Origin of the sequence: Bradyrhizobium sp. BLXBL-01 (genome assembly GCF_051853025.1) — a bacterium.
GTDB lineage: Bacteria > Pseudomonadota > Alphaproteobacteria > Rhizobiales > Xanthobacteraceae > Bradyrhizobium.
Window position 1 is genome coordinate 365,933 of record NZ_CP182471.1, and the last position, 17,825, is coordinate 383,757.

22 protein-coding genes are annotated in these 17,825 nt (G+C 64.6%); 7 read left to right on the top strand and 15 right to left on the bottom strand.

All coding sequences use genetic code 11. The features are described from left to right. Positions 1 to 39 precede the first annotated feature (39 nt). Together ACNJYA_RS01745 and ACNJYA_RS01750 are read right to left on the bottom strand one after the other, a co-directional pair. A complete protein-coding gene (locus ACNJYA_RS01745; protein WP_439401924.1) occupies positions 40 to 852 on the bottom strand; it encodes a Crp/Fnr family transcriptional regulator in 813 nt (270 codons plus the stop codon). A gap of 379 nt (positions 853 to 1,231) precedes the next feature. Beyond that, positions 1,232 to 1,987 carry an SDR family oxidoreductase gene (locus ACNJYA_RS01750; protein WP_439401925.1) on the bottom strand — a complete coding sequence of 252 codons (756 nt, stop codon included), beginning with the start codon at positions 1,985 to 1,987 and terminating at the stop codon, positions 1,232 to 1,234. Positions 1,988 to 2,180: 193 nt separating this feature from the next. Between ACNJYA_RS01750 and ACNJYA_RS01755 the strand changes: the two genes are divergently transcribed. Both ACNJYA_RS01755 and ACNJYA_RS01760 read left to right on the top strand, forming a co-directional pair. Continuing rightward, entirely contained in the window at positions 2,181 to 3,074 is an 894-nt protein-coding gene (locus ACNJYA_RS01755) for an AraC family transcriptional regulator (RefSeq protein WP_439401926.1), read from the top strand. Positions 3,075 to 3,085: 11 nt separating this feature from the next. Then, complete coding sequence (locus tag ACNJYA_RS01760; RefSeq protein ID WP_439401927.1) at positions 3,086 to 3,859, top strand: N-acyl homoserine lactonase family protein; 774 nt, start codon at positions 3,086 to 3,088, stop codon at positions 3,857 to 3,859. A 9-nt stretch (positions 3,860 to 3,868) separates the two neighbouring features. Here ACNJYA_RS01760 and ACNJYA_RS01765 read toward each other — a convergent pair whose 3' ends face one another. The 4 genes from ACNJYA_RS01765 to ACNJYA_RS01780 form a co-directional block, all read right to left on the bottom strand. Beyond that, on the bottom strand, positions 3,869 to 4,288 hold the full coding sequence (locus tag ACNJYA_RS01765; RefSeq protein WP_271510426.1) for a DUF6455 family protein: 420 nt from the start codon (positions 4,286 to 4,288) through the stop codon (positions 3,869 to 3,871). A gap of 142 nt (positions 4,289 to 4,430) precedes the next feature. Then, positions 4,431 to 5,216, bottom strand: coding sequence for a hypothetical protein (locus ACNJYA_RS01770; RefSeq protein WP_439401928.1), 786 nt, complete (start codon positions 5,214 to 5,216; stop codon positions 4,431 to 4,433). 80 nt (positions 5,217 to 5,296) lie between these two features. After that, positions 5,297 to 5,902 carry a 3-isopropylmalate dehydratase small subunit gene (gene leuD, locus ACNJYA_RS01775; RefSeq protein WP_008539074.1) on the bottom strand — a complete coding sequence of 202 codons (606 nt, stop codon included), beginning with the start codon at positions 5,900 to 5,902 and terminating at the stop codon, positions 5,297 to 5,299. Between the two features lie 253 nt (positions 5,903 to 6,155). Then, positions 6,156 to 6,554: a metallopeptidase family protein gene (locus tag ACNJYA_RS01780; RefSeq protein WP_439401929.1), complete on the bottom strand. Its 399-nt coding sequence runs from the start codon at positions 6,552 to 6,554 to the stop codon at positions 6,156 to 6,158. Positions 6,555 to 6,708: 154 nt separating this feature from the next. Here ACNJYA_RS01780 and ACNJYA_RS01785 point away from each other — a divergent pair, with 154 nt between their 5' ends. From ACNJYA_RS01785 to ACNJYA_RS01795, 3 genes are all read left to right on the top strand, one after another. Continuing rightward, positions 6,709 to 6,990 carry a hypothetical protein gene (locus ACNJYA_RS01785; protein ID WP_172789380.1) on the top strand — a complete coding sequence of 94 codons (282 nt, stop codon included), beginning with the start codon at positions 6,709 to 6,711 and terminating at the stop codon, positions 6,988 to 6,990. A 50-nt stretch (positions 6,991 to 7,040) separates the two neighbouring features. After that, positions 7,041 to 7,301: a hypothetical protein gene (locus ACNJYA_RS01790; RefSeq protein ID WP_212257921.1), complete on the top strand. Its 261-nt coding sequence runs from the start codon at positions 7,041 to 7,043 to the stop codon at positions 7,299 to 7,301. Positions 7,302 to 7,489: 188 nt separating this feature from the next. Further along, complete coding sequence (locus ACNJYA_RS01795) at positions 7,490 to 8,029, top strand: hypothetical protein (RefSeq protein WP_439365162.1); 540 nt, start codon at positions 7,490 to 7,492, stop codon at positions 8,027 to 8,029. A 59-nt stretch (positions 8,030 to 8,088) separates the two neighbouring features. On the opposite strand, the gene ACNJYA_RS01800 is transcribed toward ACNJYA_RS01795, so the two are convergent. From ACNJYA_RS01800 to ffh, 7 genes are all read right to left on the bottom strand, one after another. Next, positions 8,089 to 8,298, bottom strand: coding sequence for a hypothetical protein (locus ACNJYA_RS01800; protein ID WP_027573016.1), 210 nt, complete (start codon positions 8,296 to 8,298; stop codon positions 8,089 to 8,091). Positions 8,299 to 8,388: 90 nt separating this feature from the next. Beyond that, complete coding sequence (gene leuC, locus ACNJYA_RS01805; RefSeq protein WP_439365163.1) at positions 8,389 to 9,795, bottom strand: 3-isopropylmalate dehydratase large subunit; 1,407 nt, start codon at positions 9,793 to 9,795, stop codon at positions 8,389 to 8,391. A 428-nt stretch (positions 9,796 to 10,223) separates the two neighbouring features. After that, complete coding sequence (gene rplS, locus ACNJYA_RS01810; RefSeq protein ID WP_036008895.1) at positions 10,224 to 10,604, bottom strand: 50S ribosomal protein L19; 381 nt, start codon at positions 10,602 to 10,604, stop codon at positions 10,224 to 10,226. A 111-nt stretch (positions 10,605 to 10,715) separates the two neighbouring features. Then, positions 10,716 to 11,471, bottom strand: coding sequence for a tRNA (guanosine(37)-N1)-methyltransferase TrmD (trmD, locus tag ACNJYA_RS01815; RefSeq protein WP_439365164.1), 756 nt, complete (start codon positions 11,469 to 11,471; stop codon positions 10,716 to 10,718). 117 nt (positions 11,472 to 11,588) lie between these two features. After that, positions 11,589 to 12,146, bottom strand: coding sequence for a ribosome maturation factor RimM (gene rimM, locus ACNJYA_RS01820; protein WP_439401930.1), 558 nt, complete (start codon positions 12,144 to 12,146; stop codon positions 11,589 to 11,591). A gap of 9 nt (positions 12,147 to 12,155) precedes the next feature. Beyond that, on the bottom strand, positions 12,156 to 12,488 hold the full coding sequence (rpsP, locus tag ACNJYA_RS01825; RefSeq protein ID WP_172789386.1) for a 30S ribosomal protein S16: 333 nt from the start codon (positions 12,486 to 12,488) through the stop codon (positions 12,156 to 12,158). A gap of 130 nt (positions 12,489 to 12,618) precedes the next feature. Further along, a complete protein-coding gene (gene ffh, locus ACNJYA_RS01830; RefSeq protein WP_439365166.1) occupies positions 12,619 to 14,175 on the bottom strand; it encodes a signal recognition particle protein in 1,557 nt (518 codons plus the stop codon). Positions 14,176 to 14,608: 433 nt separating this feature from the next. On the opposite strand from ffh, the gene ACNJYA_RS01835 reads away from it, so the two are divergent. Then, complete coding sequence (locus ACNJYA_RS01835) at positions 14,609 to 15,673, top strand: MBL fold metallo-hydrolase (RefSeq protein ID WP_439365167.1); 1,065 nt, start codon at positions 14,609 to 14,611, stop codon at positions 15,671 to 15,673. A gap of 176 nt (positions 15,674 to 15,849) precedes the next feature. Beyond that, entirely contained in the window at positions 15,850 to 16,260 is a 411-nt protein-coding gene (locus tag ACNJYA_RS01840) for a hypothetical protein (protein WP_260381578.1), read from the top strand. A 33-nt stretch (positions 16,261 to 16,293) separates the two neighbouring features. Here the strand turns inward: ACNJYA_RS01840 and ACNJYA_RS01845 are convergent, their stop codons facing one another. Beyond that, positions 16,294 to 16,995 carry an SIMPL domain-containing protein gene (locus ACNJYA_RS01845; protein WP_260381579.1) on the bottom strand — a complete coding sequence of 234 codons (702 nt, stop codon included), beginning with the start codon at positions 16,993 to 16,995 and terminating at the stop codon, positions 16,294 to 16,296. 5 nt (positions 16,996 to 17,000) lie between these two features. Beyond that, entirely contained in the window at positions 17,001 to 17,759 is a 759-nt protein-coding gene (locus tag ACNJYA_RS01850) for a GyrI-like domain-containing protein (RefSeq protein WP_439365168.1), read from the bottom strand. Positions 17,760 to 17,825 lie beyond the last annotated feature (66 nt).

Below are 17,825 nucleotides of genomic sequence, written 5' to 3' on the forward strand. Positions count from 1 at the left end.
GCGAGCTCAGTGGCCGCGCGCCAAAGCAGGTTTTGCTTTCTATCGTCCCGCCCGCGAAACGGCTTTGAATTCACCGCCTGCTCCGGGGGAGGCGGCGATGGCGCTTTGCCGGAAAGGCGTATCGGCAGGCTGCGGCGCCGCCAATTCCTGGCAATACATCCGATCGATGGTGCGCTGCATGAGCGCATAGCAATCGCATGCGACCCTCTCGAGCCGCGCCCGATGGATTTCGACAAACCCGCGCCGGTCGGACGGGATGGCGCCGGCCTCGCGTAGCTTGCTCATCGTCAAAGTCACCGTCGTCCGCCGTACCCCAACCAATTGCGCCAGCGCCTCCTGCGTCACCGGAAGCAGGTCCTCGGGAACGCGGTCGTGAAGCTGCAGGAGCCACCGCGCCATGCGGCCATCCACCCGATGCAGCGCGTTGCAAGCGGCGACGTGCTGGAGCTGCAATAACACGGCGCGGGCGTGGACCTGCACGACATGCCTGATGGCTGCGCTTTGCGCATGGGCCGCGCGAAATTTAGCGGCGGAGATCACCGATGCAGTGCCGGCTATGCGGGCGATCGCGGTGACGGATGAAGGCGACGGGCCGAGCACGGAGAACGAGGCCAAAGCGCCTTCCCGTCCCATCAAGGTGGTCGCGACCGTTTGCCCGTCCGGCATGTCGAGCATGAAGGCGATCGCGCCGCTATGGGGAAAATAGACCGGGTCGAGCTCGTCGCCCGATCGCACCAGGACGGCATCGGGTTCGAACGAGACCTTCTGGAAGTGGGGCGTCAGCAAAGCGAGATCCGCCGGCGGCAGCGCCGCCAATAGCCGATTCCCGATGCCCTTGCGGTGGGCAGTCACGGTGTCCTCTGTTGAACGAGCACCCAATGAACGACGGGAATCATTTGTTTCATTCGCCATGATTATCCGAAATGCGAATTGCGGAACGGTAACGATCCAAACAGAGCTAATAGTCGAGATCAAGCACGGATAATTGCGGTGAGCTTTCCCGCATCCTCGCCGCGCGAACAGTCATACTATTTACGCCCGTTGCCACCCGGCGATGCGCACGAGTTGAAAGCTCTGCCGTACGCTGGCATCAGCCGGTCCGGCAGATGGTCGGGTCTTTCTCGGTGACGATAGCGGTGGCAAGATCGCGGATGCGATCGCGGTGATGCGGAAGGGCTGAGGGCTCGCGCACTCCATCGCCTCGCGACGAAGTGCGCAAGTGCCGCCTCGCTCAGATCGTCTGTCCGCCGGACACCTCGATCCGCTGTGCTGTGACCCAGCGGTTGTCGGGACCGAGCAGGCTCGCGACCATCGGCCCGATGTCGTCGGGCAGCCCGACGCGCCCAAGCGCGGTCATTTGCGCGAACTGCTTGTTCAAATCCGGCATGTCCCGAACGGCGCCGCCGAGGAAGTCGGTCTCGATCGCGCCCGGCGCAACGACGTTGGCGGTGATGCCGCGTTCGCCGAATTCTTTTGCCATGTAGACGGTCAGAACCTCGATGGCGCCCTTGGCGGCGGCATAGGCCGAGAAGCCGGGGAAAGACACGCGCGTCAGCCCGCTCGAGAAGTTGATGATCCGGCCATTGTCGCCAAGCAGCGGCAGCAAGGCCTGCGTCAGAAAGAACGGCCCTTTGACATGCGTGGCGAAGAGCGCGTCGAACTGCTGCTCCGTCGTCTCGGCCATGGCGGCCATTTCGCCCTGGCCGGCATTGTTGACGAGATGATCGAACCTCTCGGTGTGCCAATGCTCCGCCAGCGCCGACCCGACTTTTGCGACGAACGCCGGAAAGGTCGATACCGAGGTGACGTCGAGCTGGAGCGCGACCGCTTTTCGGCCGAGCGCCTCGATCTCGGTGACGACCTCGCGGGCGGCGGCGGCACCGCTGCGATAGGTCACGATGACGTCGCCGCCGTGACGCGCGATGGCGATTGCGGTGTTGCGGCCAAGGCCCCGGCTGGCGCCGGTGACGAGAGAAATGGTAGGCATTTGGAGGTTCCTCGTGGAGTTTCGGCGGGCCCCTTCTGCCTGTGATCGAGCGTCGGATGTTGCCGGATGCTCCAATCGTCTTGCCCAACCCTCCGGAATCTGGCCGGCGACAGACTTGCCTAAAACTCCCGTCCTCTTGCCTGATCGGCCGTCGGCAATTGCCCGCGTGGCCGGCTCAGCCTAGATTGGGCCCGTGACCGAAACGCTGCTCCAGATCGCCAGCAATTACTCCACAGCTCACGCCGACGACAAAGGCGTTGCGTCCACGCCTTTCGCCGGCATCTCGATCATTCGTGAGACCGCGCCGAGCGCGCTCCAATTTGCGATCTCCAAGCCTCTGGTCGCCTTGGTGCTGCAAGGCGCCAAGCGTGTTGCGGTCGGCGCCACGTCCTTCGACCTGGGTGCAGGCGATTCGCTGGTGATCGCGAGCGACGTGCCGACGGTCAGCCAGATTACGCACGCCACAGTCGCGGTGCCCTATTTGTCGCTCGTCGTCGAGCTCGATCCCATTGTCATTGAGGGGCTGGTCGTTGAGATCGGGGCGGCGCCTTATGTCCCGTCGCAGCCGCTGCGGGTCGAGCCGACGGAGCGGGATGTGAGCGACGCGGCGCTGCGGCTGTTGCGCCTGATCGATCGGCCCGCGTCCGCCTCAATCCTCCAGAGCCAAGTGCTGCGGGAGCTGCATTATTGGCTGTTGGCCGGTCGGCACGGTGGCGCCATCAGGGCGCTTGGTATTGCCGACAGCCATGCGCAGCGGATCGGCCGTGCGGTTGCGATCATCCGCGCCGACTATGCCAAGCCTTTGCGTGTCGACCGGCTCGCCAAGGCTGCGGGGATGAGCCAGTCGGCATTTCACCTGCACTTTCGCAGCATCACGTCGCTGACCCCGCTTCAGTTTCAGAAGCAGCTTCGTCTGATCGAGGCGCGCCGCACCATGCTGGCCGATGGCGCAAGCATCGCGACCGCCTCGCATCGGGTCGGCTACGAAAGCGTCACGCAGTTCACGCGGGAATATTGCCGATTGTTCGGCATGCCGCCCGGGCGTGACATGCGCGAGGCGAAGCGGCGTATCGAATCGGCGGCTTGAAGAGTTCTCAAATGGCGACAATCGACAGGATCTACATCCTCGACGGAGGCATTGCGGAGGTCGAAGACGGTTCGATCTATTCTCCCGGCATCAACGTAGGCGTTCCCATGACGTTGAGCTGCAATGCCTATCTCATCGGTCACCGTGGTGAGTGGCTGATCTGGGATACGGGCATTGAGGATGAGCTGGCGAAGCATCCGGAAGGGCGCATCATCGCGCATGGCATACGGGGCATCGTGCGTCGTCCCATCGCGGACCAATTGGATGAAATCGGGGTGCGGCCCCGCGATATCCGCACGATCCTCCTTTCCCACGCGCATTTCGATCATATCGGGAATGTCGATCTGTTCGAAAATGCAAGATGGATCGCTCAGCGGGCCGAATTCGAGGCCATGTTCGGGCCTGAGCCTGACGAATTCGGCTACTCGCTTCAGCACTACAGGATGTTGAAGGAGCGGCCTTACGAGATCGTCGATGGTGATCACGACATCTTCGGCGACGGCGCGGTGCGCATGATCTTCACGCCCGGCCATACGCTTGGGCATTGCTCGCTGATGGTGAAGCTGCCGCGGCGCGGCGCCGTGCTGCTGAGCGGCGACGTCGCGCATAACCGAGAGAACCTCCGGCGCATGCGTGTACCGTCGTTCAATGCCGACCCGCAGGCGACGGTTGCGTCGATGGCCAAGGTGGTCGAGCTGCTACGCCTCGAGAACGCCGAAATCTGGATCAATCACGATACGGCGCAAAGCGAAGGGATGGCTTACGCGCCGAAGTGGATCGAGTAACGCAACGCCTCACCGCGGCGCGTGTTCGGCGCGCTCGAGCGTCTCCAGCGTCGAGGCGTTGGCGCAATAGCCGTGGTAATTCTCCGCGGCGGTGCCGTCGGCGAGATCGCGGTCGCACTGTCCCTTTTGATTGCAGAGCGAGCAGACCCGTTCGAGGTCGCGGAGCAGCAGCGGCTGCGCGCGGCCGAGCGCCTCAGTGCTGATGCCGAGCTGCTCGAGCATCTTCGGCAATTCGTCGGCGGCGTGGCGGCCGTGACGGACCAACTCCTCCAGATCGTCGGGCGCGATCCTGAGATCATTGGCGATCCGGTCGAAATCGGCGCGGTCGAGCTGCCGCATCTCGTTGATCTCGCGGCGGTGCTTCAGCCAGTTCGCGAAGGACTCGATGAGATCCTGGACGATGGGATAGGGCCTGGTTGCGGTGCTCATGGCAAGCTCCATTCGGACGAGCGGAATTGAAGCGAGATAAGCACAATGATGCAGAAGCGCGTTGCGCTGGATCAAACAGGGAAGAGCGGGATTGCCAACCTCTCCCGCTTGCGGGAGAGGGAGCGCACTTCCTGCGCAGCAACTACCTAAACCGCTCCGCCGCCCACGCATACAGGCTACCGGGAATCGGCTTCTCGCCGCCGCGGCCCTTCGGCGAGATGTGCAGGCCGATGATGCTGGGGTCGGTGACGAGACCGAGATAGCTCGAGGGATCGAAGAACAGTCTTGGCTCGGCATGCACGGCGTAGAACGACTGCTTCGGCAATGTGTTCTGCAATTCACCGGTACGCCGCGCCAGCGCTGTGAGTGCCGCGGGCCCGTAGATCGCGACGCGAATATCCGAGAGGCGGTTCGAGCCGCCGCGCAGGCGACGCATCATGAAGGTGATGCGATGGCGCAGCGACAGCCAGTTCGGCGTCAGCTCCTCCTGCTCCATCAGCTCCTCGAAGGCGGCGACGATGCCGTGCGCGGGCGGCAGGTAGAGCACGGAATTGCCGAGCTGGCGCGGCCGCTCCCAGGCGAAGTAGGGCTTTGCCGGATCGATCTCGACCGGCTTCAGGAGCAGCACGTCGGCGTCGAGCCAGAGGCCGAGGCCCTTCGCCATCAGCTTCATGCGGAAGAAGTCGCTGAACTGCAAAATGGTCCAGTCGCGCCAGCTGCCATCCGGCTGCGGCGGCCGCAAGCGTTCGGAGAACGCGTGCGGCAGGATCGCCTCGGCCTCGGCATTCGCAACGCCGGCGGGGAGGCCGGGAATGGGATCGAAGCTGTAGACCGTGACCTTGTGCCCGGCAGCCAGCTGCGAGCGCAGACAGGTCTGGCGCAACGCATCCATCGGGCCGTGCCAGAAGGTGACGATCTCGGGCAGCATGTGTGCAGCTATACGGGCTAATCAGAACAAAGAAAAAGCCCCGGCGCCTTCGACGCCGGGGCTCGAACGGATATCTGATATCAGGCCCAGGCGCGTTCGCGCTTGAGCTTGTCCTCATAGGTGTCGATCGAGGCCTTCTTCTCCATGGTGAGGCCGATGTCGTCGAGGCCGTTGATCAGGCAGTGCTTGCGGAACGGATCGATCTCGAACTTGACCTTGCCGCCGTCGGGGCCGCGGATCTCCTGGTTCGGCAGGTCGATCGTCAGCGTCGCATTGGCGCCGCGCTCGGCGTCGTCGAACAGCTTGTCGAGGTCTTCCTGCGAGACGCGGATCGGCAGAATGCCGTTCTTGAAGCAATTGTTGTAGAAGATGTCGCCGAACGAGGTCGAGATCACGCAGCGGATGCCGAAGTCGAGCAGCGCCCAGGGCGCATGCTCGCGGCTCGAGCCGCAGCCGAAATTGTCGCCGGCGACCAGCACCTTCGCATTGCGATAGGCCGGCTGGTTGAGCACGAAGTCCGGGTTCTCGCTGCCGTCATCCTTGTAGCGCTGCTCGGAGAAGAGCCCCTTGCCAAGGCCGGTGCGCTTGATGGTCTTGAGGTACTGCTTCGGAATGATCATGTCGGTGTCGACATTGATGATCTTCAGCGGCGCCGCGACGCCTTCCAGCGTGGTGAACTTGTCCATGGTTGCGCTTTCCCGCACGTGGTTCAGGGAACCGGCTATTTATCGCGATCGGACCGGGAATCCTAGGCCGAAATCGGCAGATCTCGTCTGCTTGGCCATGAGCCAAGAGAAAGGTGAGCTCCCTCCCCCGCGAGCGGGGGAGGGTTGGGGAGAGGGTTTCTCCTCTAGGAGACTGTCCCATTGTGGAGACACCCTCTCCCCGGCCCTCTCCCGCAAGCGGGAGAGGGAGCGCACTTCGCGCGTGGCAACGGTATTACCCCGCCTTGGCCTCAATGGCCGCCATATCGTCGTCCGACAGACCAAAATGGTGGCCGATCTCGTGGATCAGGACGTGGCGGACGATGTGGCCGAGGCTTTCGTCGTGCTCGGCCCAATAGTCCAGGATCGGGCGGCGGTAGAGCCAGACCATGTTGGGCAGCCGCGCCACGTCGCCAAAACTCTGCTGGGGCAGGCCGACGCCCTGGAACAGGCCGAGCAGGTCGAACTCGCTCTCGCATTCCATCTCGTCCAGAACCTCCTCGGTCGGGAAGTCGTCGACGCGGACGATCACGCCCTCGCAGAGCTTGCGAAAGTCCGCCGGCAGACGCTCGAACACGTCGTGAGTCATCGCTTCCATCTCGGCGAGCGAAGGCGCTTTCAATTCCGTCCACATGTGCCCCTCATACCGCGGGTTCCGTGGCGATGCATCTGGCTTTATAAGCGGCGAGGTTGACGGGCGCCGCCAAAACGGGGAGCGTGGGGCGGTCAATGGGACGTTTCAGGTGGGCGGAAAAATGCGAGCGAAAACAGCGCTGACTCTACTGTGCATGGGGTTGTTTTCGCAGTTTTGCGTCGGTGCCGAGGCGCAGACAGCCAGTTCCGGACTCCGGATGGCCCAATTGGTCTCGCCGGACGATGTCCCCCCGCCGCGCAAGCGGCCTCCGGCGCGTCTGCGCGTCACGCCCTATTACAGCCCGGATGGCGTCTATCCCCGCTACAATCCCGGCCCCGACGCGGTCCGGGTCTGCAACGCCACCTATGTGCAGGAGTACCGGCCGAGCGGTACGGTGATCGTGCCGCGCGTGAGCTGCTACTGGCGCCGGGGCTGACCGTCGATGCCCGCGCCAGCGAGCTTCGCGGTGGCCTCGTGAGGGCCATGATGGCGAGATGGATCGCATTGGCAATTGCCGCCGCGCTTGCCGCCGGACTGCCTCGCGCGTCCGCCGCGCCAAGGGCGACGATCCCGGAGGCGTCGGCGGGGATCGCGGTTTTCGATGTGCGACGACACGCGCGGACATATGACATGGCGCGGCCTGCCGTACGCCGCGATCCGCGCTACTACGCGCGCCCTGTCTACTATCGTCCCTATCCCTACGGCGTGCCGGCGCCGTTCGTCTTCAGCTACGGGCCCTTCTGGTAAGGCGCCGCCTTGGACCGCCGGCTTTGTGATCGTGCGAGGCACGGCGTCGCATCGCGGCGCCGCGTGTCGTTCATTCATGGCGCATTCACATCGCTGTCCGCAACTTAATCCCTGGAGCGACTGCAATTGAACAGCAATGGCGCGGCCGAGACGTCGCAGCTCTGCCGTCCGGGTTCAGGGAGGATTTCATGCTGATGATATTGGGTCGTCGGGCCAGCCCGATGCGCCTGCTTGGGCTTGCGGCCGCCGCGACGCTGATGCTGTCGGCCGGCAGCGCGCGTCGCGCTGAAGCGCTCACCTTGATCAATCCGGCGACGTCGCCGGTAACGAAGGCCGCAACCGACGATCTCGTCACGCAGGTTCGCCATGGCGGGCACGGCGGACATGGTGGCGGCGGGCATTTTCACGGCGGAGGCTTTCGCGGTGGCGGCGGACATGTCGGCGGCTTCCGCGGCGGTGGCTTTCATGGCGGCGGCTTCCGCGCCGCGCCGGCCTTTCACGGCGGCGGCATTCGTTACGGCGGATTCCGTCACTACGGCGGCCATCACCGGCACTGGGGCTATCGCCCCCATTACGGCTATCGCCACTTCCACCGGCGCTACTATTACGGCGGCTATTATCCCTACTACCACTATCCGCGCCGCTGCCGGATCATCTGGACCTATTACGGCCCGCGCCGCGTCTGTCGCTGGCCCCGCTGGCACTATCCGTATCGGTATTACTGGTGATGTGAGCTATTCGAGCAGCGTCATGGCCGGGACACGCCCGGCCATGACGGAGAGACTTGTTAGAGCCAATCCTTCAGCTTCCACGACGAAGCCTTCCACCGCATCAGGTTCTCGAGCTTCCATTGCTTGAACATCGCCGGTGGCCAGCGGCTGAGCTTGGAGGTCTCCTCGACCTCCGGCTTGGCGACGATGCGCAATGGCGCCGCGCGCCGGCGGTGCTGGCGCGTCGCTTCGCTGATGAGATCGACATATTCCGGCTTGTTGGCCATGAAGTGTCCTCGCGAAACCGTCGCGAGGACACTGTCGGCGCCGCCGATTAACGACGCTTTGCCGCGATCGCTACAATTGCAGGAAGTAGCTTAGCGCCAGTCCCTGACGTCGACGAAGTGACCTGCGATCGCTGCCGCCGCCGCCATCGCCGGCGACACCAGATGGGTGCGGCCCTTGAAACCCTGGCGGCCCTCGAAGTTGCGATTCGAGGTCGAGGCGCAGCGCTCTTCCGGCTTCAGCTTGTCCGGGTTCATGGCAAGGCACATCGAGCAGCCCGGCTCGCGCCATTCGAAGCCGGCCTTGATGAAGATCTTGTCGAGACCCTCGGCCTCGGCCTGCTCCTTCACGATGCCGGAGCCCGGCACGACCATGGCGTTGACGTTCGCCGACACGGTCTTGCCTTCCGCGATCTTCGCTGCCGCACGCAAATCCTCGATGCGGCCGTTGGTGCAGGAGCCGATGAAGACGCGGTCGAGCTTGATGTCGGTGATCTTCGTGCCTGCGGTCAGGCCCATGTACTTCAGCGCGCGATGCTTGGAGATGCGCTTGGCCTCGTCCGCGATCTTGTCGGGATCGGGCACGATGCCGGTGACCGAGATGACGTCCTCAGGGCTGGTGCCCCAGGTCACGATCGGCGGCAGCTTTGCCGCATCGAGGCGCAGCTCGTGGTCGAAATGCGCGCCGTCGTCGGAGCGCAGCTTCTCCCAATAGCGCATCGCCGCGTCCCAGTCCGCGCCCTTCGGCGCCTTGGCGCGGCCGCGCAGGAAGTCGAATGCCTTCTGGTCGGGCGCAACCAGGCCGGCGCGGGCGCCGCCTTCGATCGACATGTTGCAGACCGTCATGCGGCCTTCCATCGAGAGCGCGCGAATCGCTTCGCCGGCGTATTCCAGCACGTAGCCGGTGCCGCCGGCGGTGCCGATCTCGCCGATGATGGCCAGAATGATGTCCTTGCCCGTCACGCCCTCCGGCAGTTTGCCGTCGACGGTGACGCGCATGTTCTTCGCCTTCTTCTGGATCAGCGTCTGCGTCGCGAGCACGTGCTCGACCTCGCTGGTGCCGATGCCGTGCGCGAGCGCGCCGAACGCGCCATGCGTCGAGGTGTGGCTGTCACCGCAGACGATGGTGGTGCCGGGCAGCGTAAAGCCCTGCTCGGGGCCGATGACGTGGACGATGCCCTGGCGCTTGTCGAACTCGTTGTAATATTCGATGCCGAATTCCTTGGCGTTCTCGGCCAGCGCCTTGATCTGCTCGATGCTTTCGGGATCGGGATTCGGCTTGGTGCGGTCGGTGGTCGGCACGTTGTGATCGACGACGGCGAGCGTCTTCTCGGGCGCATGAACCTTGCGCCCCGTGGCGCGCAGGCCTTCGAATGCCTGCGGCGAGGTCACCTCGTGCACCAGATGGCGGTCGATGTAGAGCAGGCAGGTGCCGTCTTCGGCTTCGTGCACCAGATGGTCGTTCCAGATCTTGTCGTACAGGGTGGTCGGCTTGGACATGAGCTCGAGCTCCGAAGAATGTGTGTCAGCGATGAGCGCGGCAGAGCGCGCGGGCAACAAAATCGTCAGCGCAGCTTTTTAGGCTGCGCGGCTAAGCTCTGACGTTGCCGAGGTCGCGAAGCGTCCGAAGAACCGGCCAGGCAGCCGCGAGCGATCGTCGATGACGATGCGCTGGATGCGGGCGAAGCTGGTCGGATCTGGAAACATTCTAGAAGCTATATAGCACGCGGAAGTTAAAGCGCGAGAGTTAGCTGCATCGTCATTGCGAGGAGCCCTTGCGACGAAGCAATCCAGACTGTCTCCGCGGAAAGATTCTGGATTGCTTCGCTGCGCTCGCAATGACGAGGTCGGGAAGGGCGCCCGGAGCCCAAAACAAAAAGCGCGGAGCCGAGCTCCGCGCTTTCGAAAGACTTGCCTGGTGGCGAAACTTACTCGCCGACAGCAGCAGCGCGATCCTGCTTCTCGACGATGCGGGCCGACTTGCCGCGAAGGTTGCGGAGATAATAGAGCTTGGCGCGACGCACCTTGCCGCGGCGCACCACCTTGATCGAGTCGATCATGGGGGAGAGCAGCGGGAACACGCGCTCGACGCCCTCGCCATAGGAGATCTTGCGCACGGTGAAGCTCTCGTTGAGGCCACCGCCGGAACGGCCGATGCAGACGCCCTCATAGGCCTGCACGCGGGTGCGGTCGCCTTCGACGACCTTCACGTTGACGATCACGGTGTCGCCGGGGGCGAATTCCGGGATGTCCTTGCCGGCGGACAGCTTGTCGAATTGCTCCTGCTCGAGCTGCTTGATCAGGTTCATGGGTAAATCTCCATCGGCGCGCCCAGCCTTTAAGAAACGGGGGCTGCGTGAAATTCGTCTATCCAGCCATTGCGGATTTGGCCGCTCCTATAAGGCAAGCCGGAGCGTTTGTCACCCGTCTGTCTTGTTTTTTGGCGTTTTTTGGCCGCTCCCCCGATTCGTGGCCTTTTCCCACAAATCCGGACGCCGGGCGGCCGTCAGGGCCTCGGACTCGGTCCGCCGCCACGCCGCCACCTTGGCGTGGTCGCCGGAGGTGAGGATGGCAGGGATCGGAACCCCCTCGAACAGCTGCGGGCGGGTGTATTGGGGGTACTCCAGCAGGCCGTCCGAAAAGCTTTCCTCGGTTCCCGAGGCTTCCTTGCCCATCACCCCCGGCAGCAGCCGGACGCAGGCGTCGATCAGGGCCATGGCTGCGATTTCGCCCCCGGACAGCACGTAATCGCCGATCGAGACCTCCTCCAGGCCCCGGGCGTCGATCACCCGCTGGTCCACCCCCTCGAACCGCCCGCAGACGATCAGGGGGCCGGGGCTCCGGACGAGCTCGGTGACGCGGGCCTGGGTCAATGGCCGACCCCGGGGGCTCATGAGGAGGCGTGGCCGCGCTTTTGAGGGGTCCTGCCCGATCTCGGCGGCATCGATCGCCGCCGCCAAAACGTCCGCCCGCAGCACCATGCCCGGCCCGCCGCCGGCCGGCGTGTCGTCGACGCTGCGGTGGCGGTCGGTCGCGGAGGCCCGGATGTCGCGCGCCTCGATCTGCCAGAGCCCGGACGCGAGCGCCCGGCCGGCGAGGCTCACGCCGAGCGGCCCCGGGAACATCTCCGGAAACAGCGTCAGCACCGTCGCGCGCCAGGGTGAGGGGTTGGTCATTGCATCCCGATCTCGTCGTCCCGGGGCGCGCGAAGCGCGAGCCCGGGTCCCATAACCACCGCAACCCGTGTTGCGATGGCTGGAACTGCCAGCTTAGCCAAAAACTACGCGTCGTGGTTATGGGTCCCCGCCTTCGCGGGGACGACTCGCGGAGGGAGTATTGCCAGGCTCCTCGCCCTCGATCTCCTGCGGCAGCGCGATCACGACGCGGCCGCCCTTGAGGTCGACCTCCGGCACCACCGCGTTGGAGAACGGCAGCAGCATGGTCGGGCCCTTGAGCGGCGCGATCTCGATGATGTCGCCGGCGCCGAAATTGTGGATCGCGAGCACGCGGCCGAGCGCGTCGCCATCAATGGTGACGGCGGCGAGCCCGATCAGATCGGTGTGGTAATATTCGTCCTCGTCCGTCGCGGGCAGTTTGTCGCGCGCGACATAGAGCTCGATGCCGTTGAGGCGCTCGGCCTCATCGCGGGTCGCGACACCCTTGAATGTCGCGACCAGATGATCCCGGGCCTCGCGCACCTGCGCGATCTCGAACTGGCGCCTGCCGTCCTTGGTCGACAGCGGACCGTAGCGGCGAACGGCGAATGGATCCTCGGTGAAGGCCCACAGCTTGACCGCACCGCGCACACCATGCGCGGCGCCGATCCGCGCGACGCAGACCAGCGCCGACATGATCCAGCCTTACGCCTTGGCGGCGGCTTCGGCCTGCGCCTTGCGCTCCTTGCGCGGCACGGCCTTCTGCGGGTTGTTGCGCGCTTCGCGCTTCGCGACGCCGGCGGCGTCGAGGAAACGCGCGACGCGATCGGACGGCTGCGCGCCCTTGGCGAGCCAGGCCTTCACCTTGTCCATGTCGAGCTTGAGGCGGGTCTCGTTGTCCTTCGGCAGCAGCGGATTGAAATAGCCGAGACGCTCGATGAAGCGGCCATCGCGGGGAAAACGCGAATCGGCGACGACGACGTGATAGACGGGACGCTTCTTGGTGCCTGCACGGGCGAGGCGGATAACGACGGACATGTTGGTCTCCTGAGTAGTTGTTAATTCAAAGGTCGGTTTGGTTCGTCATTGCGAGCGCAGCGAAGCAATCCAGGAAGCATCCGCGGAGAAAGTCTGGATTGCTTCGCTGCGCTCGCAATGACGGGCGAAGTCACTTCTTCTTCCCCAGTCCGGGGAAGCCGCCGAGCCCGGGCAGGGTCGGCTTGTTGCTGAGGCCCGTGAGCCCCGGCACATTCGGCAGGCCCTGGCGAAGACCAGGCGGCAGATCCTTCGGCAGATTGGTCAGGCCTTGTCCGCCGCCCGCGCCTTGCATCTTCTCCTGCAGCGCCTTCATCTCTTCGGGCGAGGGCATCTTCATGCCGCCGCCGAAGCCCATCGCCTGCGCGATGCCGGCGAGCGGGCCGCGCTTGCCCGAACCCATGGCCTTCATCATATCGGCCATGTTCCGGTGCATCTTCAAAAGCTTGTTGACGTGTTCGACGCTCTGGCCGCTGCCGGCCGCGATGCGCTTCTTGCGGCTGGCTTTCAGAAGGTCCGGATGACGGCGTTCATCGCGCGTCATGGAATCGATGATCGCGACCTGGCGCTTCAGAATCTTGTCGTCGATGCCGGCCGCCGCGATCTGGTTCTTCATCTTGGAGATGCCGGGCATCATGCCCATCAGTCCGCTGATGCCGCCCATATTGGCCATCTGCAGCAGCTGCTCGCGCATGTCGTTGAGGTCGAACTGGCCCTTGCGCATGCGCTCGGCAGTGCGCGCGGCCTTCTCAGCGTCGATGTTGGCGGCGGCGCGCTCGACCAACGAGACCACGTCGCCCATGCCGAGGATGCGGCCGGCGATACGGTCGGGGTGGAAATCTTCCAGCGCGTCGGTCTTCTCACCGGTGCCGATCAGCTTGATCGGCTTGCCGGTGACCGCGCGCATCGACAGCGCGGCGCCGCCGCGGCCGTCGCCGTCAACGCGTGTGAGCACGATGCCGGTGAGACCGACGCGCTGATCGAACGAGCGCGCCAGATTCACTGCGTCCTGGCCGGTGAGGCTGTCGGCGACCAGCAGCACTTCGTGCGGGTTGGCCGCCGCTTTGATCGCAGCCGCTTCCGCCATCATCTCTTCGTCGAGCGTGGTGCGGCCGGCGGTGTCGAGCAGCACGATGTCGTAGCCGCCGAGCTTGCCGGCTTCCAGCGCGCGTTTTGCAATTTGCGGCGGCTGCTGGCCGGCCACGATCGGCAGCGTCGGAATGTCGAGGTCGCGGCCGAGCACGGCCAGCTGCTCCATCGCCGCCGGACGGTAGACGTCGAGCGAGGCCATCAGCACCTTGCGCTTGTCGCGCTGGACCAGGCGGCGGGCGAGCTTTGCGGTGGTGGTGGTCTTACCGGAGCCTTGCAGGCCGACCATCATGATCGGCACCGGCGGCACGGAATTGACGTCGATGGTCTGACCTTCGCTACCGAGCGTGTTGATCAGCTCGTCATGGACGATCTTGACCACCATCTGGCCGGGGGTGACCGACTTGACGACGGTGGCGCCGATCGCCTGCTCGCGCACGCGCTCGGTGAAGCTGCGCACCACTTCGAGCGCGACGTCGGCCTCCAGCAGTGCGCGGCGCACCTCGCGCATCGCGGCGTCGACGTCCTTTTCGGTCAGCGCACCGCGCCCCGTCAGACGATCGAGAATGCCACCAAGCCGTTCCGACAGATTGTCGAACAATGCCGTTGTCCTCTTTTACCTCTCCCCGCCTGCGGGGAGAGGTCGCCGCGCTCTTCGCGGCGGGTGAGGGGGTACGGGACCATCGACGCGCACCATGCGCGGAGAGAGCCCCTCACCCCGACCCTCTCCCCGCAAGAGCGGGGCGAGGGAGAAGTAAGTCCAAACACCTTTGCGCCCGAGGGCGCACAGCGCTGTCGGGCGTTGACCTCCGGTCCTAAGGCCGGTCGGCGGGTCGAAAAGAAAGCCTTTCCGAGAAAGTGGCGGGGTTAAACGCCGCTCCCGCTCAAAAGTCAAGGAAAGTTAGGGTGCCGGCTCGCCCTTGGTAAGGCAAGGTTTTGAAAACGTGATCCTTTTGTCGCGGGTTCCTTTTCCGCCAGCCCCGCCCATATAGGCGGTGATGTCTTACCCTTCCGACCATTCCTAGAAGCCCGCCGTGCCGATCACCCGCCGCCGCCTTTTCGGATTGCTTGCCGGAGCCGGCGCGCTGGTCGGCGTCCCCTCGCTCTGGATGTCCCGCATGAAAACCTATGACGGTCCCGCCTCCGACCATTTCGACGGCCTGACCTTCTTCGATCCGGACGGATCGCCGCCGAAATCGCTGCGCGAGGTGCTGCGCTGGCAGTTCAGCGGCAAGCGGCGGCGGGCGACCTGGCCGGATTGGGTGCCCAGCCCCCATGCCGACACCCCGCCGGCGCGTGTCGATGGCGATAAGGTGCGGCTCTCCTTCGTCGGCCACGCCAGCTGGCTGATCCAGGTCGGCGGCCTCAACATCCTAGTCGATCCGGTCTGGTCGGAGCGAGTCTCGCCGGTCGCCTGGGCCGGGCCGAAGCGGCACAACGACCCAGGCATCGCCTTCGAGAAGCTGCCGAAGATCGACGTCGTGCTGGTTTCGCACGGCCACTACGACCATCTCGACATCGCGACGCTGTCGCGGCTCACCAAGAATTTCGCGCCGCGCGTGGTCACCCCGCTCGGCAACGACGTCACGATGCGCAGCACCGATCCCACCATCAAGGCGGAAGCGTTCGACTGGCACGACCGGGTCGAGCTCGGCGAAGGCGTCGCGGTGCATCTGGTGCCGACCCGGCACTGGACCGCGCGCGGCCTGTTCGACCGCAACAAGGCGCTTTGGGCGAGCTTTGTCCTGGAGACGCCGGCCGGGAAGATCTACGTGGTTTGCGATTCCGGTTACGGCGACGGCCGGCATTTCCGCCGCGTCGCCGAGAAGCACGGCAAGCTGCGCCTGGCGATCCTCCCGATCGGCGCCTACGAGCCGCGCTGGTTCATGCGCGACCAGCACATGAACCCGGAAGATGCCGTGAAGGCGCTGGCCGATTGCGGCGCCGAGCAAGCGCTCGGGCATCATCACGGCACGTTCCAGCTGACGGACGAAGCGATCGACGCGCCGGCGAAAGCGCTGGTGGACGCGCTGGATGCGGCGAAGATCCCGCAGGAGCGGTTCGTGGCGATGATGCCGGGGCAGGTGGTGGAGATTTAGGTCGTGTATCCATAACCCCGGCGGCGTGATGCGACGAAAGCAATCTCCGCTTTGCTCCCATGGCGACAAGTTCGTGCGGCGCTGCGCCGTTGAACCAGAAGGCCCATGACGCAACAAAACACCATGGATTTCTTTCGGTCGGAAGACCTTGATCGATCAATGGATGGAGCCGGCCTGTGGGATTTTTGCTGAGAATTGCGCTTGCAACCGCTCTCGTGAGCCTTGCTCCAGCCGTCGCCCAGGCGAAGAATGCCGTTGCTTCTCCTGCCTTGCAGAAGGAATTCGATGGCTTCATCGAGAAGTTTCGCGCGGCGCTGAAGGCAAACGATCCCGCCGCCGTCGCCGCTATGACACGATTACCGTTCATGAACGACAACGCAATTCGCGACGCCGCGCAATTTGCCGCCAAGACCTATCGGACCTCGTTCACCGCGAAAAATCGCGCGTGTATCCAGCGCGGCAAGGCCGTCTACGATCGCGATGACTATAAGAACGACAGTTACTTCGTCTTCTGCGGCGAACTCATCTTCGTCTTTACCAAGACGCCGGCGGGGTTCCTTTTTACTGATATCAGCGTGAATGATTGATCAGGTTTTGCGCCGTGCCTCTTACGAAAGAGGCTACTGCCCCGCCTTGATCGCCCAGCTCACATTCACCGTCACCGTCAGCGTTTCCTCGCCCGGTGCAACGGCCGCAGGCGCCGCCATCGGAGCTGTCGCCATGCGGCCCTTGAACAGCGGCACCGGGCCGCCGCCCTCGGTGACGCTGAGCGGCGCGCCCAACGTAACGCCGGTGGCCTTGGCGTAGATCTCGGCCTTGCGGCGCGCGTCGGTCACCGCCTGCTCGCGCGCATCGTCGAGCAGCTTCGATGCCTGCGTCACCTCGAAGGAGATGTTGCCGATGTCGTTGGCGCCGGCGCTGACCAGCGTGTCGATGATGCCGGCCACCTTGGTCACGTCGCGGATCTTCACGGTGACACGGTTGCTCGCGCGGAAGCCGACCACGGGCGATGCCCCGGTGGATTTATTCTGGCCGTATTGCGGCTGCAGCGACAGCCGCGAGGTCTGGTAATCCTTCTCGGCGATGCCTGCGCTCTTCAGCGCCAGCAGCACCTTGCCCATCGCCGCGTTGTTGGCATCGGAGGCTTCCTTCGCGGTCTTGGCGTCGCTGGCGACGCCGGCATCGATTTGCGCGAGATCGGGCGCCGCGGACACCGAGGCTTCGCCGCTCACCGAGATCGCGGAGGGAAAATCGTCGGCGCGCGCCGGCATGGCCAGCAGCGTGGTGGCAAGAACGGCGGCGAGTAGGGCAGGCTTTTTCATCAGTCTCACTTCAGCGGTACGAAAACGTTGATCACGAGCTTGTCCTCAGCGGTCTTGAGCGGATCGGTGAGGTACTCCTCGATGAAGGTGTCCTTGGCTTCCAGCCTCTTGTCGTCGAGGTGGTTGGTGATCGCCTCATAGGTGTTGTCCATGTTGTCGTAGGAGCCGCGATGGACGAATTTCAGCGCCTTGCCTTCAGGCGATCTGCCCACGCTCATGTCCTTGGGCAGGTTCTTCGGGTCCTGCTCGACCGGGATCTCGGCGAGGAAGGTGAAGCCGGTGTCGTCGGTCGAGGTGTAGACGATCATCGAATTGCCTGACGGCTTGATGCCTTGCTTGTCGAGCAGCGCGTTCAGCGCCTTGAAGGCATCGATCAGCGTGTCGAAGGCCGAGTCCCAATTGGCGGTGCCCTTGACCATGACGACCTTCTTGGATTCGAGCGTGGTCTCGAGGCCGAAGGGATCGGCGGTCTGAACCGGGGCAGGCGTCGCGGCGGCGGCCGGGGGCGGGCTGGGCGAGGCGCTGGCGGCGGGTGCTGGCGATGCTGCAGGAGCGGGTGAGGCGCTCGCCGCAGGCGAGGGTGTTGCCGCTGGGGCGGGCGAGGCACTTGCAGCCGGAGCGGGCGAAGCCGACGGGGCCGGCGAGGGACTTGCCGATGCCGCCGGTGCGGGGCTCGGCGTCTGCGCCAGAGCCCCTGACAGCCCAAGCGACAAGGCCGCAGCCGGGATCAGCGCAGCCAAAGCGAGGCGACGGAAACTAGTCATTCTGTTCTCCCCAAGGCCCCGCTTCGTCGGGGCCTGAATTCATCAAGGCCTTACCCACCAAGGCCT

Coding starts and splice junctions, on each gene's coding strand:
- rpsP (WP_172789386.1), bottom strand. CDS start 12,488: ATGTCCGTCGTTATCCGCCTCGCCCGTGCAGGCACCAAGAAGCGTCCC.
- ACNJYA_RS01850 (WP_439365168.1), bottom strand. CDS start 17,759: ATGACTAGTTTCCGTCGCCTCGCTTTGGCTGCGCTGATCCCGGCTGCG.
- ACNJYA_RS01785 (WP_172789380.1), top strand. CDS start 6,709: ATGGGGTTGTTTTCGCAGTTTTGCGTCGGTGCCGAGGCGCAGACAGCC.
- ACNJYA_RS01750 (WP_439401925.1), bottom strand. CDS start 1,987: ATGCCTACCATTTCTCTCGTCACCGGCGCCAGCCGGGGCCTTGGCCGC.
- ACNJYA_RS01845 (WP_260381579.1), bottom strand. CDS start 16,995: ATGAAAAAGCCTGCCCTACTCGCCGCCGTTCTTGCCACCACGCTGCTG.
- ACNJYA_RS01765 (WP_271510426.1), bottom strand. CDS start 4,288: ATGAGCACCGCAACCAGGCCCTATCCCATCGTCCAGGATCTCATCGAG.
- leuC (WP_439365163.1), bottom strand. CDS start 9,795: ATGTCCAAGCCGACCACCCTGTACGACAAGATCTGGAACGACCATCTG.
- ACNJYA_RS01780 (WP_439401929.1), bottom strand. CDS start 6,554: ATGTGGACGGAATTGAAAGCGCCTTCGCTCGCCGAGATGGAAGCGATG.
- ACNJYA_RS01760 (WP_439401927.1), top strand. CDS start 3,086: ATGGCGACAATCGACAGGATCTACATCCTCGACGGAGGCATTGCGGAG.
- leuD (WP_008539074.1), bottom strand. CDS start 5,902: ATGGACAAGTTCACCACGCTGGAAGGCGTCGCGGCGCCGCTGAAGATC.
- ACNJYA_RS01770 (WP_439401928.1), bottom strand. CDS start 5,216: ATGCTGCCCGAGATCGTCACCTTCTGGCACGGCCCGATGGATGCGTTG.
- ACNJYA_RS01800 (WP_027573016.1), bottom strand. CDS start 8,298: ATGGCCAACAAGCCGGAATATGTCGATCTCATCAGCGAAGCGACGCGC.
- rplS (WP_036008895.1), bottom strand. CDS start 10,604: ATGAACCTGATCAAGCAGCTCGAGCAGGAGCAATTCGACAAGCTGTCC.
- trmD (WP_439365164.1), bottom strand. CDS start 11,471: ATGACCAACCCCTCACCCTGGCGCGCGACGGTGCTGACGCTGTTTCCG.
- ACNJYA_RS01795 (WP_439365162.1), top strand. CDS start 7,490: ATGCTGATGATATTGGGTCGTCGGGCCAGCCCGATGCGCCTGCTTGGG.
- ACNJYA_RS01790 (WP_212257921.1), top strand. CDS start 7,041: ATGGCGAGATGGATCGCATTGGCAATTGCCGCCGCGCTTGCCGCCGGA.
- rimM (WP_439401930.1), bottom strand. CDS start 12,146: ATGTCGGCGCTGGTCTGCGTCGCGCGGATCGGCGCCGCGCATGGTGTG.